Below are 12,435 nucleotides of genomic sequence, written 5' to 3'. Positions count from 1 at the left end.
TTGAATTCCCTAAATTTAAAGACCATTACAACGTATTTTTAACGATTATAGTGTGTTTTTAGATTTTTTTTAAATGTATTTGCAACACTCCTCTTTTTTCGTCGTCTTTATAATGAACACAACCAATTAAACCAAAATTACCGCATGTTTCAAGCAGACATTATTGAAAAGTGCAAACAGAACGATAGGCAGGCTCAATTAAAGCTTTACAATCAATATTGTAATGGTATGTTCTGTGTGGCCAAACGTTTTGTGCACGACACTATGGAAGCTGAAGACGTTGTTCAAGAGGCATTTATAAAAGCCTTTTCAAAATTAGAGCAATTTAAAGCGGAAGTAACATTTGGAGCATGGTTGAAACGTATCGTCATCAACAAAAGTATCGACTTACTCAAATCCAAGAAACAACGCATGTTGGAGTTGGAGGAGGTGCACCTAAAAGTAGTAGATACAGATGAGAAGGACGAATGGTTGGTAGAAGATGGTATTACCGTAGAAGATGTAAAAACAGCAATTAAAGAATTGCCTGAAAAATATAGGTATGTGGTAATGCTCTATTTAATTGAGGGTTACGACCATCAAGAAATATCTGAAATTTTAGATATTTCCCAGGTGGCTTCAAGAACACAATTATCAAGAGGAAAAGTAAAATTACAGTCAATTTTAAAAACAGAACAAAATGGCACAAGATCTTAGACACCTGTTTAAAGACAACACATCTCAAGAAAACGAAACCATGCCAGATGGCCATGAGGTTCGATTTCTTAAAAAGTTAGATGAAGCCTTGCCAAAGACAGAGGAACAATCGTCTTTCGGATGGTGGAAAGTAGCAGCAAGTGTTGTCATTCTATTAGGATTAGGTTATGGAGCGTATAACTATATAGGAACCACTCCTGTTGAAGAGGATGCTATAGAAATTGTTTCAGAGTCTCAATTAAAAACCATGGGGGATGTTTCGCCAGATCTAAAGAAAGTTGAGGATTATTATTTGGCAAGTATCAATTTAGAATTGTCCAAAGTCCAAGTTACTGAGGATAATAAGGAAGTTTTTGATGGTTATGTTCTTAGGCTTGAAGAGTTACAGAACGAATACAATAACCTTAATGTTGAACTGACTGACAATGGACCAAACCCCTTAACCATTGATGCCTTAATCAATAATCTTAAGCTAAGGCTCAATTTACTTTACGATTTACAAGAACAATTAAAAAACTTAAACAATGAGGACGCACTAATGCAAACCTCAGTGTAAACATCAAAAAACGAACAGTATAATATCAAAAAATTATGAAAACAAAACACCTATTGATCTATCTATTTTGCTTAATGGCGAGTGTTGCCATTGCACAGCAAAAATTAAATAAAACAACAAAATCGTTGAATGCGAATAAGGATGTCACCATCGATTTAAACACTAATTATGTTGAAATTGAAATAGACACCTGGAACAAGAACACGGTTAAGGTTGAGGCTTATATTGAAAGTGATAAACTATCAAAGGAAGAACTTCAAGAAGCACTAAAAGAGTGGGGTCTAGAAATTACTGGATCTGGAGACTATATTTCAATCACATCTAAAGGCGGACACAGTTTTAGGCATTTAGAAGGAGATTATGCACACGCTCTTAGGGATTTAGAAATTCGCTTGGCCGATATGCCTGAGATTCCGGAGATGCCAAAAATGCCAAAGATGCCGAAAATGCCTAACATGGAAATGCCAGAGATGCCAGAGATGCCAGAACTTCCGGAACTACCAGAAGGTGTAAAGTCTGTTAATTTTGACTATGACAGATATAAGAAAGAAGGTGATGCTTATCTAGAAAAGTGGAGTGCTGAGTACGAAGAAAAATACGGCAAGGAGTACAAAGAAAAAATGAAGCAATGGGCACGTAAATTTGAGGAGTCTGGCTACCAAGAGAAAATGCAGAAATGGGGAGAAGAATTCGGTAAAAAGTTTGAAGGTAAGTGGGCCAAGGACATGGAGAAGTGGGGAGAAAAATTCGGTGAAGAATTTGGTGAAGAATGGGCTAAAAAGATGGAAAAATGGGGTGAGGAATTTGGAGAAAGCTTTGGTAAGGATTTCGAAAAAAACATGGAAGCTTGGGGCGAGCGCTTTGGTAAGCAGATGGAGCGACAGGCAGCTATGATAGAACGTAATGCAGAAAGACATGCAGCTTTAGCAGAGAGAGATGCAGCGATTGCAGAAAGACATGCTGAACGTAGCTCTCAACTTGCGGAACGTCGCGAAGAGCAACTTGTGCGTAAAAAAGAAGCCTTAGAAAGACGTATGGAATCAAGAACTAGCGTTAAAAAGGTGATTAAAATTAAAATGCCTAAAAAAGCAAAGCTCAAGATGAACGTTAGACATGGGGAATTGAAGATGAGTTCGGTGATTTACGACCTTAAAGCGGATATACAATATGCAAGTTTAGTAGCAGATCACATTGATGGAAGTAACACTTCCATCAATGTGTCTTACTCACCAGTACTGATTAAAACCTGGAGTCTAGGAGCTTTAAAATTGAATTATGTAGATGACGCTGATATTAGTACAGTAAGTAGAATTAACTTAACCTCTAACTCTTCTAATGTGTCGATAGGCGATTTTACTGGTAGTGCTATCATTAACGGTAGCTTTGGTGAGCTTGATTTAGGCGGTATTTCTGATGGGTTTACAAATCTCAACATGGTCTTGGAGAACAGCGATGCCTTGGTCAATTTGCCTAAGGGGGACTATAATTTTCAGTACACAGGTAACAGGTCGCGTTTTTCCCATCCAAAGAAAACCGATGATAAATCGGTGAATACCTTTTCAGACGGAAATCTATCTAGCAATAAATCTATTATTGTGAATGCAAAATTCAGTACAGTGACTATGCAATAATTCTACGCTTCCGCTTACCTTTGCTGAAAATGGAGTTAAACAATGCCAGTTTCACATTTCAGTCAATTTTTAGAGGATCTTAGTGATGATCCATTATATGTTTTATCTCCTTCAATAGATTTGAAGGATTATTGTTTTATAGACCTCTCGGTATCCAATAAAGCGCTAGAGTCTGTCGATACATCTTCGTCCATAAGCTTAGAAAATTATATTGAGGCTTACAAATTTAAAAACTCAGCCAAAGTGGCCTATGGTGGTTATCTTGAAACACGTAATATCTACCAACGTAGCTCCTATTTTACAACATCTAAGGCTGATGCCCAACGCAATATTCATTTAGGACTGGATTTATGGATTGAAGCTGGTACAGCTATTTTTGCTCCTTTAGATGCCGAAATCCACAGTTTTAAAAACAACACCAATCACGGGGATTATGGGCCTACCATAATTTTAAAGCATCACATTGCAGGTATAGAGTTCTATACGCTTTATGGGCATTTGAGTTTAGCATCTTTAAAAGGAAAAGCAGTAGGGCAACCCATTAAAAAAGGAGATACCATAGCAACTTTAGGGACTGCTGAGGTCAATGGAGATTATGCTCCGCATTTACACTTTCAAATTATAAAAGATATGGAAGGACATATTGGGGATTATCCGGGAGTTTCAAATAAAAATGATGTGGAGCATTATAAAAGCAATTGCCCAGATCCTAATGTGCTTTTGAAAATTGGGGTTTAAAAATCCTTCAACAAAAAATATATAGTCAATAAAAAAGCATTCTCAATTGAGAATGCTTTTCGGTATGAATAAAAAGTATGTTTATTTATTCTTTAGATTCTTCAGCAGCAGGTGCTTCAGAAGTTGCTTCAGACCCTTCTTCAGTTCCTTCTGCTCCTTCCTCAGTTCCTTCTTCATCTTCCTCTTCTTCCACTTCATCAACAATAGCTAATCTACTACGTCTTACCTGCATAACAACAGTGTTGTCAGGGTGTAATAGTTTATACTCATCATTTTTCAATTCAGTGATATAAATTTTACTTCCAATTTTCATTGGTGTAATATCTACCTCAATAAAATCAGGGAGGTTAGAAGGGATGGCTTTTACTCTAAGTTTTCTGTATGGAATTCTTAAGTTACCACCATTTAGCACTCCTTTTGAAACACCAACTGTTTTTACAGGTATTTCCATAGTGATTTCCTTATCTTCATAAATTTCATAAAAATCTATATGAAGGATTCTATCCGTCACTGGGTGAAACTGAATGTCTTGCATTACTGCATTGTAAGTGTCACCATTATCTAGCTTAATCACAACCGTATGCGCATTTGGAGTGTATACGAGTTTTGAAAACGCTAGCTCTGGCGAAAAGAAATGCACTGGCTTGGCTTCTCCTCCGTATAATACGCAAGGAACCTGACCAGCATTACGTAAGGCTTTTGTCGACTTTTTGCCTACGCTTTCTCTTTGAGATCCGTTAATTGTAATCGATTTCATTGTTTTTGTTTATAGTTATTATTAATTACATTATAAATTTAGAACTGATAGAATTATTATGATGTACACGGTGCATGACATCAGCAAATAAATTCGCACAGCTTAATACCCTAATTTTTGAACTCTCTTTTTGGAGCGGAATAGAGTCCGTTACGATGAGCTCTTCTAGTTTTGAATTTTCAAGACGTTCATAAGCATTACCCGACAATATAGGATGAGTACAAATAGCTCTAACACTTAAAGCACCTCGTTCCATCATCAAGTCAGCAGCTTTTGTAAGTGTACCTGCCGTATCTACCATATCATCAACTAGGACGACATTTTTACCAGTCACGTCACCAATTAATTCCATGTGTGAAATTACGTTGGCTTTAGCACGTTGCTTGTAGCAAATAACAACATCACTTGTTAAAGCTTTAGAGTAGGCATACGCACGTTTTGAACCACCCATATCTGGTGAGGCAACGGTTAGATTATCTAAGTTCAGTTTTTGTAAATAGGGTAAAAATATAGTTGATGCAAATAGATGATCTACAGGCTTTTCAAAAAAGCCTTGTATTTGATCTGCATGCAAATCCATTGTAATGATACGTGTGGCTCCTGCAGCTTCGAGCATTTTAGCTACTAATTTTGCAGCGATTGGTACTCTTGGCTTGTCTTTTCGATCTTGCCTTGCCCATCCAAAATAAGGCAAAACAGCAGTAATATGACGAGCAGATGCACGTTTAGCAGCATCAATCATCAACAACATTTCCATAAGATTTTTCGGTCCTGGGTGTGTTGAGCCAATGATAAAGATTCGTGTTCCTCTTATAGATTCTTCGTAAGAAGGCTGAAACTCGCCATCGCTATAGGTTGAGGTAATAACATTACCGAGATCTGTACCATATGCAGCAGCTATCTGTTCTGCCAAATACCGACTTTGGGAACATGTAAAAATTTTTGCTTCAGTTGTTGTATTAGGCATCAGTTTTTAGTCAAGTAATGTTATAATTAATATGCTTTAGTAAAATGAGGTGCAAATTTAGGAATTTATTTGAGGTAATAAAGTATAAACCTACTATTTTTAGTTGCTCGAACTAATTTATTTTTTATTTTTGCATCCCGATATTTATCTGGGCAAAATTGCACAAGTGTCACGCTGAGGCGTGATTTGCTTTTAAACAAGCTCAAGTGGCGGAATTGGTAGACCTGTCTGCCGACAGGCAGGCGCGCTGATGGATTTAGTTCTTATGTATTATGTTCTATATTTATGCTTTATCAAGTATTAAAAGAAATTATATCTATGTAGGTATGACTGAAAATCTTGATGATAGAATTGCTAGACATCAACTAGGAAGAGAAAAAACGACAAGGGCATATAGGCCTTTTAAATTGATATTTACAGAAGAGATAGCAGGCGAAAGAAGTATTGCTAGAAAAAGAGAGAAATATTGGAAATCTGGAATAGGAAAAGAACAATTAAGAAAAATTAGAGATAATTAAGTCTATAGAATATTAGCTCAAGTGGCGGAATTGGTAGACGCGCTGGATTCAAAATCCAGTTTCTTCGGAAGTGTGGGTTCGATTCCCACCTTGAGTACCAAGAGGGACAAATCATTTTTTTTTGATTTGTCCCTTTTTTTATTCCTCTTGTATCCCTTAATACTGGTAATTCGAAGAAGCAGTGAATTTAAGTCTGCGGTTCGAACACTTTAATTTTTAAGAGACATTGTTCCGAGCAGTTATCTTTTTCTACTGAATATAGGGATGATTAAATTGTGTTTTTAAATATATCTTGGTGAATACAGTCAACCAATTTTGTCATTCCCGCCTTCGCGGGAATGACAAATTAATCCTGCACCAACACCCATTCCCCCTTATCAATCAAAGGAATGGCCTGTTTGTACTTCACTACCTTGCTTTCACCACTCATCACATGCTTAATGGTCACACGATCATTACGTCCAATTTTTGGTTGTTCACGGACAATGGTCTCTGTAACTTGTTGCTGTTGACGAGAAGCTCCTTGACCAGCAGCTCTACTTTGAGCTGCACGTTCATCCAAGTTTTGGATTTCTTCCTTTTGCTCTTGTGTTTTTTCTTGACGACGCGCTTTTGCTTCTTGGATAGTATCGGCAGTTTCTCTTGGAATTTCTCCTTTAAATAAGAAGGAAATCACATCTTTATTGACTTGATCGATCATCACTTTGAACAGTTCAAAAGCTTCAAACTTATAAATCAAAAGCGGATCTTTCTGTTCGTGTACTGCCAACTGCACGGATTGCTTTAATTCATCCATTTTACGCAGATGTGTTTTCCAGGCATCATCAACAATGGCTAGCGTAATGTTCTTTTCAAAATCATTAATCAATTGTTTTCCTTTGGTCTCGTAGGCTTTTTCTAAATCGGTAACGACCTGAAGGTTTTTTACTCCATCCGTAAAAGGAACCACGATACGCTTAAAACGATCACGCTGTGTTTTATAAACGTTCTCAATAACAGGAAAGGCCAAATCAGCAGCTTTTTGCATTTTTTCTCGATAATGCTGAAAGGCTGCCTTGTAAACTTTTCCTGCAATTTCCTGAGCACTTAACTTCCCGAATTCTTCTTCAGATATTGGAGAAGGCATTGAGAAATAGCGAATCAGTTCAAATTCAAAATTCTTATAATCGTTCGCTTCCTTATTGGTTTCGGAGATACCTTCAGAGGTATCAAAAATCATATTCGCCAAATCTACACGGAGACGTTCCCCATGCAGGGCATGACGACGACGTTTGTACACCACTTCTCGTTGGGCATTCATCACATCATCATATTCCAATAAGCGCTTACGGATACCGAATTGGTTTTCCTCTACTTTTTTCTGTGCACGTTCAATAGACTTAGAAATCATGGAATGTTGAATCACTTCACCTTCCTTAAGACCCATTTTGTCCATCATTTTGGCAATACGCTCACTACCAAAAAGACGCATTAAATTATCTTCTAATGAGACATAAAACTGAGAGCTTCCAGGATCTCCTTGTCGACCTGCTCTACCACGCAACTGACGGTCAACCCGTCTCGAGTCGTGACGCTCTGTACCTACAATCGCTAAACCACCAGCTTCCTTCACTTCGTCGGACAATTTAATATCCGTACCACGACCAGCCATGTTGGTGGCAATAGTCACCTGTCCTTTACGACCTGCCTGATCTACAATTTCGGCCTCTCTTTTATGTTGTTTTGCATTTAAAACATTGTGAGGTATTTTTCGAATACTCAACATTTTGCCTAATAGTTCTGAGATTTCCACAGAAGTGGTACCAATTAAAACTGGGCGTCCTGCTTGGGTCAATTCTGTGACTTCATCGATAACGGCATTGTACTTTTCGCGTTTGGTTTTATACACCAAATCCTCTTTGTCATCTCTTGCTATCGGTCGGTTGGTTGGGATTTCAACAACATCTAGCTTATAGATTTCCCAAAGTTCACCAGCTTCAGTAACTGCTGTACCCGTCATACCAGACAGCTTGCGGTACATTCTAAAGTAATTCTGAAGGGTTACAGTGGCAAAGGTCTGCGTGGCATCTTCAATTTTTACATTTTCTTTGGCCTCAATAGCTTGGTGTAAACCATCACTGTATCGACGTCCGTCCATAATACGACCCGTCTGTTCATCAACAATCATGACTTTATTGTCAATGACGACATATTGTGTGTCTTTTTCGAAAAGCGCATAGGCTTTAAGAAGTTGATTTAAGGTGTGAATACGTTCTGACTTTATTGAGAAATCTCTGAATAACTCTTCTTTTTCAACAGCTTCCTCTTCAGGTGTCAACCCTTTGTTTTCAATCTTAGCGATTTCGGTTCCCATTTCAGGCATCACGAAGAAGTTTGGATCGTCCTTACCAGATAAATGCTCAACACCTTTGTCGGACAATTCAACCTGATTGTTCTTTTCGTCAATAACATAGTACAAGGCTTCATCAACTTTCGGCATTTCCCTGTTGTTGTCCTGCATATAGAAGTTCTCCGTCTTCTGCAACAACTGTTTAATACCTTCTTCACTTAAGTATTTAATGAGGGCTTTGTTCTTGGGAATACCTCTATACACACGGAGTAGTTTAAAACCACCTTCTTTAGTGTCTCCCTCTGCAATCAGTTTCTTAGCTTCTGCTAAAACTCCGATTAGATATTTTTGTTGTACGTCAACAAGACTACTGACTTTAGGTTTCAGTTCAATAAATTCATGCTCATCTCCTTTTGGAATTGGACCTGAAATAATTAAAGGTGTACGCGCATCATCAATTAAAACAGAATCTACCTCATCGACAATCGCATAATGATGTGGACGTTGCACTAAATCTTCTGGTGAGTGCGACATATTATCACGCAAATAATCAAAACCAAATTCATTGTTGGTGCCATAAGTGATATCAGCATTGTAAGCTTTACGACGCTCAGCCGAATTTGGTCTGTGGTAATCTATACAATCCACACTAAGACCATGGAATTGAAAGATTGGTGCCATCCAAGCACTATCACGTTTAGCTAAGTAATCATTTACGGTGACCAAGTGGACCCCATTTCCTGCTAAGGCATTTAAATAGACGGGTAAGGTGGCTACTAAGGTCTTACCTTCACCCGTTTGCATCTCTGCGATTTTACCTTGGTGCATTGCCACGCCACCAATGAGTTGCACATCGTAGTGGATCATATCCCAAGTAATGGGTTTTCCTGCGGCATCCCATGAGTTTAACCACACAGCTTTGTCTCCATCTAGGCTCACATAGTCGTGTGCTCCCGAAACTTCACGGTCAAAAGCATTGGCAGTGACGGCTATTTCGGTATTATGTACAAAACGCTTGGCGGTCTCTTTAACCACAGCAAAGGCTTCTGGTAAAATCTCATTGAGGACGTCTTCGGTAAGGGTGTAAATATCGTCTTTGATACTATCAATTTCTTGGTAGATATCTTCTCGCTCATCAATATCTTCAGTGGCTTCAGCCTTTTCAGTTAATTCAGTGATACGGTCATTATGTGGTTGACGCGCTTCAGCAATTTTAGCTTTAAAGGCTTCAGTTTTAGCTCGGAGCTCATCATGGGATAAGGCTTCGAGGCTACTCTCAAAAGTTTTTATTTTGTCAACAATAGGGGTGATAGACTTAACATCTTGTTTGGATTTATCTCCAACAAAGACTTTAAGTACAGAATCGAGAAAACTCATGTTTAATATGTTTATGGCAACAGGTTTAGACCTGCTGCGTTTGTATTTCAGTTTTGGTTAGCCAAAAGGCTGGTAAAGATACATTTTGTATATCTTTTATAAAATCTAAAGACACAAAAAAAGCCTCTTAGTTAAGATAACGCAAGAGACTTTAATGTTGTGTTTTTTATATGTTAATATTCATCCTCATTCCAGAGGTAGTCTTCGTCAGTTGGATAGTCTGGCCAAATTTCCTCAATAGAATCGTAAGAGTCTCCTTCGTCTTCTATGGCTTGTAAATTTTCTACAACTTCTAAAGGTGCTCCTGTTCTAATTGCGTAATCGATCAATTCATCTTTAGTCGCTGGCCAAGGTGCATCACTTAAATAAGATGCTAATTCTAATGTCCAATACATTTGTTATGCGGTTTAATTTTTTGCAAAAATAAATTTTTAGTTCAAATAGTCAAGAAAAAATCAAATTATTTACTCAATAATAAAAAGAACGTAAATTCTTAAGGGAAAAATCACTAAAAATGTAAGCTTTATTGCGATCTAATTCTTAAAGGCCTATGAATTTTTATTAGGAATCCATTTAATTTCTTCGGCTTGTAACTCATAGGTCAACTTCCGTGCCAATACAAAAAGAAAGTCAGAGAGTCGGTTAATATACATAAGGGTTTCGGGTTGAAATGGTTCTAATTCATTAAGATGGGACGCTAAACGCTCAGCTCTGCGACAAACACATCTCGCAATGTGACAGAATGACACGGTCTGATGTCCCCCCGGAAGCACAAAATGGGTCATCTCAGGCAAATCAGCATTCATACTATCCATACTGTCTTCTAATTTTTTAATATCAGATGCTGAAATTTTAGGAATCTTAAGACGCTGTTCTCCATTCTTTAAGGTTGCTTTTTCAGGATCTGTTGCTAAAATAGCCCCTACAGTGAAGAGCCGATCTTGAATGTCCATCAATAGCGTTTTATGAATAGGGTCTATAGCCTGATCGCGTATCAACCCTATATGAGAGTTCAGCTCGTCAATAGTGCCATAACTTTCTATGCGGATATGATGCTTCGGTACACGTGTGCCACCGAACAATGCTGTCGTTCCCTTATCACCTGTTTTTGTGTAAATCTTCATGCTTTAAAGTTAAACGTTAAAAAGGGAAAAGTGAAAAGTTGAAAGAGAAAAATTGAAAAAGCATTTTAATTGAAACTTAGAGCCCAACTGCTAACTGCCAACTGTAACTGAATACCGACAACTGCGACTGCTTACTGATTACTGCAACTGAAAACTGCAGACTAATTAAACGTATCGCTCTCAATAATACCATCACGTAATCGGATGACCCTTTTGGCGTGTGCAGCAATATCTTCTTCGTGGGTGACCATAATAACGGTATTTCCTGATTTGTGAATATCTTCAAACAGCGCCATGATTTCCGTACCTGTCTTTGAATCCAAATTCCCAGTAGGCTCATCGGCTAAGATAATGGAAGGCTTGTTGACCAATGCCCTACCAACGGCAACACGCTGACGTTGACCCCCAGAGAGTTGGTTCGGTTTATGATCCATACGATCTGCAAGACCTACATCAGATAACACTTCAGAGGCTCTTATTTCTCTATCTTTTTTAGATGCCCCAGCATAAATCATAGGTAAGGCAACGTTATCTAAAGCTGTCGTTCTTGGTAATAAATTAAATGTTTGAAAAACGAAACCGATTTCAGTATTTCTAATGTCTGCCAGTTCATCGTCCGACATTTGACTCACATCTTTACCGTTCAACATATAGGAACCTGCAGTTGGTGTATCGAGGCAGCCCAAAAGATTCATTAAGGTTGATTTCCCCGAACCTGATGGTCCCATAATGGCGACATATTCGCCACGTTTAATATCGAGGTCGATACCTTTAAGCACGTGTACAGTTTCTTGGCCCAGTTTAAAATCCCGAATAATATTTCGGATTTCAATAACGTTTTTACTCATAATTTAGACGTAGTTTCTATAAAAACTCCTGCAAGATACAGGAATTAACAGTTAATAGGACGTTAAAGTTGTCAATCTGTTACACCCTAATTTTAAAATGTTGTTTTTGCTGTTGGGATCTAAAAAACACAAGGCCTAATTGAAAGGTATCTACAGTAACGGTCACCTTAGGATGTGCCTTGATCATCTCCCAGGCTTCGGTCATACCTTTAGACCAATAGATATCATCAAAAATAAATACAGAATCATTATGCGCTTTAGGAAGTAGCGCATTAAAATAGTTGAGCGTAGCAGCTTTTTGATGATGACCGTCAAAAAAGATAAGGTCATAAGTCTCTGTTTGTAGTGATGGAATAAGTGCTGTAAAGTCGCCAATTTTATATTCAACGTTACTGATACCTTTAGAATCTAATTGTTGTTTTGCAAAGTTCGAAGTGTTTGGGCAGCCTTCAATACTTGTCAGTTGTCCTTCTTTTTGTCCGAGCGTTATAGCGTATGTCGCCATACCTAAGGATGTGCCAAGTTCGAGAGCATTCTTACAATTCAGGTAGTGGGACAATCTAAAAAGCAACTGAGCCGTTTTAATAGAACTACTAGAGGTATTGACCATAGAGGACACTTTTCGCTTTGTGGATGGTAAGCGTTTTGAGCCCATACCCAAATCTTTAATCTCTAGTACAGTTGAAGAGCCCTTTAAATGTTGTCGATAGGTTTTGAGCTGGTCATATTCAGGATAAGCGGTCTTGTCATAGAGACATTTGGTCACCAAATCAAAAATAAACGGAGAATGCACTCCATGCTGATTGGTGGATTTTAAAAGAAATTTTATGTAGGAAATTAGTTGATGCATGTTGACTTTAATAACAGAATTTTATAGCCTTTTTTATCTTCTCA

At 37.9% G+C, this 12,435-nt stretch carries 12 protein-coding genes and 1 tRNA gene; 6 read left to right on the top strand and 7 right to left on the bottom strand.

Annotation, left to right across the window (positions count from 1 at the left end):
- The first annotated feature begins 144 nt into the window (after positions 1 to 144).
- Genes ACFEMA_RS10990 through ACFEMA_RS10975 form a run of 4 tightly spaced genes read left to right on the top strand, consistent with a single transcriptional unit; the run spans position 145 to position 3,621 of the window.
- The gene (locus ACFEMA_RS10990; RefSeq protein WP_411768250.1) at positions 145 to 696 is read left to right on the top strand and encodes an RNA polymerase sigma factor; all 552 of its coding nucleotides are present in this window, start codon (positions 145 to 147) and stop codon (positions 694 to 696) included.
- Positions 680 to 1,252, top strand: coding sequence for a hypothetical protein (locus ACFEMA_RS10985; protein WP_411768249.1), 573 nt, complete (start codon positions 680 to 682; stop codon positions 1,250 to 1,252). The genes ACFEMA_RS10990 and ACFEMA_RS10985 overlap by 17 nt, the downstream gene beginning before the upstream one ends.
- Positions 1,253 to 1,287: 35 nt before the next feature.
- A complete protein-coding gene (locus tag ACFEMA_RS10980; RefSeq protein WP_411768248.1) occupies positions 1,288 to 2,883 on the top strand; it encodes a hypothetical protein in 1,596 nt (531 codons plus the stop codon).
- 42 nt (positions 2,884 to 2,925) lie between these two features.
- Complete coding sequence (locus ACFEMA_RS10975; protein ID WP_411768247.1) at positions 2,926 to 3,621, top strand: peptidoglycan DD-metalloendopeptidase family protein; 696 nt, start codon at positions 2,926 to 2,928, stop codon at positions 3,619 to 3,621.
- An 85-nt stretch (positions 3,622 to 3,706) separates the two neighbouring features.
- Here the strand turns inward: ACFEMA_RS10975 and ACFEMA_RS10970 are convergent, their stop codons facing one another.
- Entirely contained in the window at positions 3,707 to 4,378 is a 672-nt protein-coding gene (locus ACFEMA_RS10970; protein ID WP_411768246.1) for a 50S ribosomal protein L25/general stress protein Ctc, read from the bottom strand.
- Between the two features lie 25 nt (positions 4,379 to 4,403).
- A complete protein-coding gene (locus ACFEMA_RS10965; RefSeq protein ID WP_411768245.1) occupies positions 4,404 to 5,345 on the bottom strand; it encodes a ribose-phosphate pyrophosphokinase in 942 nt (313 codons plus the stop codon).
- Positions 5,346 to 5,617: 272 nt separating this feature from the next.
- Here ACFEMA_RS10965 and ACFEMA_RS10960 point away from each other — a divergent pair, with 272 nt between their 5' ends.
- Positions 5,618 to 5,863 (top strand): GIY-YIG nuclease family protein, encoded by a 246-nt coding sequence (locus ACFEMA_RS10960; RefSeq protein ID WP_411768244.1) that lies wholly within the window; start codon positions 5,618 to 5,620, stop codon positions 5,861 to 5,863.
- Between the two features lie 15 nt (positions 5,864 to 5,878).
- Positions 5,879 to 5,963 (top strand) — tRNA-Leu (locus ACFEMA_RS10955).
- 246 nt (positions 5,964 to 6,209) lie between these two features.
- Here ACFEMA_RS10955 and secA read toward each other — a convergent pair.
- The 5 genes from secA to ACFEMA_RS10930 form a co-directional block, all read right to left on the bottom strand.
- Positions 6,210 to 9,569 carry a preprotein translocase subunit SecA gene (secA, locus tag ACFEMA_RS10950; protein ID WP_411768243.1) on the bottom strand — a complete coding sequence of 1,120 codons (3,360 nt, stop codon included), beginning with the start codon at positions 9,567 to 9,569 and terminating at the stop codon, positions 6,210 to 6,212.
- A 173-nt stretch (positions 9,570 to 9,742) separates the two neighbouring features.
- Positions 9,743 to 9,964, bottom strand: a complete 222-nt coding sequence (locus ACFEMA_RS10945; protein WP_008272287.1) for a DUF2795 domain-containing protein — start codon at positions 9,962 to 9,964, stop codon at positions 9,743 to 9,745.
- Between the two features lie 153 nt (positions 9,965 to 10,117).
- Positions 10,118 to 10,693: a cob(I)yrinic acid a,c-diamide adenosyltransferase gene (locus ACFEMA_RS10940; RefSeq protein ID WP_411768242.1), complete on the bottom strand. Its 576-nt coding sequence runs from the start codon at positions 10,691 to 10,693 to the stop codon at positions 10,118 to 10,120.
- A gap of 161 nt (positions 10,694 to 10,854) precedes the next feature.
- Positions 10,855 to 11,541 (bottom strand): ABC transporter ATP-binding protein, encoded by a 687-nt coding sequence (locus ACFEMA_RS10935; RefSeq protein WP_411768241.1) that lies wholly within the window; start codon positions 11,539 to 11,541, stop codon positions 10,855 to 10,857.
- Between the two features lie 79 nt (positions 11,542 to 11,620).
- A complete protein-coding gene (locus ACFEMA_RS10930; protein WP_411768240.1) occupies positions 11,621 to 12,391 on the bottom strand; it encodes an O-methyltransferase in 771 nt (256 codons plus the stop codon).
- Positions 12,392 to 12,435: the final 44 nt, after the last annotated feature.

The organism is Winogradskyella sp. A3E31, assembly GCF_046720935.1.
GTDB lineage: Bacteria > Bacteroidota > Bacteroidia > Flavobacteriales > Flavobacteriaceae > Winogradskyella.
The sequence above is the reverse complement of the archived record's forward strand: the minus strand, read 5'-3'. Positions and strand labels throughout refer to the sequence as shown.

Excerpts from the sequence above, each read along its gene's own strand:
- ACFEMA_RS10960 (WP_411768244.1), top strand. The coding sequence starts at position 5,618 with ATGTTCTATATTTATGCTTTATCAAGTATTAAAAGAAATTATATCTAT.
- ACFEMA_RS10930 (WP_411768240.1), bottom strand. The coding sequence starts at position 12,391 with ATGCATCAACTAATTTCCTACATAAAATTTCTTTTAAAATCCACCAAT.
- ACFEMA_RS10975 (WP_411768247.1), top strand. The coding sequence starts at position 2,926 with ATGCCAGTTTCACATTTCAGTCAATTTTTAGAGGATCTTAGTGATGAT.
- secA (WP_411768243.1), bottom strand. The coding sequence starts at position 9,569 with ATGAGTTTTCTCGATTCTGTACTTAAAGTCTTTGTTGGAGATAAATCC.
- ACFEMA_RS10980 (WP_411768248.1), top strand. The coding sequence starts at position 1,288 with ATGAAAACAAAACACCTATTGATCTATCTATTTTGCTTAATGGCGAGT.
- ACFEMA_RS10935 (WP_411768241.1), bottom strand. The coding sequence starts at position 11,541 with ATGAGTAAAAACGTTATTGAAATCCGAAATATTATTCGGGATTTTAAA.
- ACFEMA_RS10970 (WP_411768246.1), bottom strand. The coding sequence starts at position 4,378 with ATGAAATCGATTACAATTAACGGATCTCAAAGAGAAAGCGTAGGCAAA.
- ACFEMA_RS10965 (WP_411768245.1), bottom strand. The coding sequence starts at position 5,345 with ATGCCTAATACAACAACTGAAGCAAAAATTTTTACATGTTCCCAAAGT.
- ACFEMA_RS10985 (WP_411768249.1), top strand. The coding sequence starts at position 680 with ATGGCACAAGATCTTAGACACCTGTTTAAAGACAACACATCTCAAGAA.
- ACFEMA_RS10945 (WP_008272287.1), bottom strand. The coding sequence starts at position 9,964 with ATGTATTGGACATTAGAATTAGCATCTTATTTAAGTGATGCACCTTGG.
- ACFEMA_RS10940 (WP_411768242.1), bottom strand. The coding sequence starts at position 10,693 with ATGAAGATTTACACAAAAACAGGTGATAAGGGAACGACAGCATTGTTC.
- ACFEMA_RS10990 (WP_411768250.1), top strand. The coding sequence starts at position 145 with ATGTTTCAAGCAGACATTATTGAAAAGTGCAAACAGAACGATAGGCAG.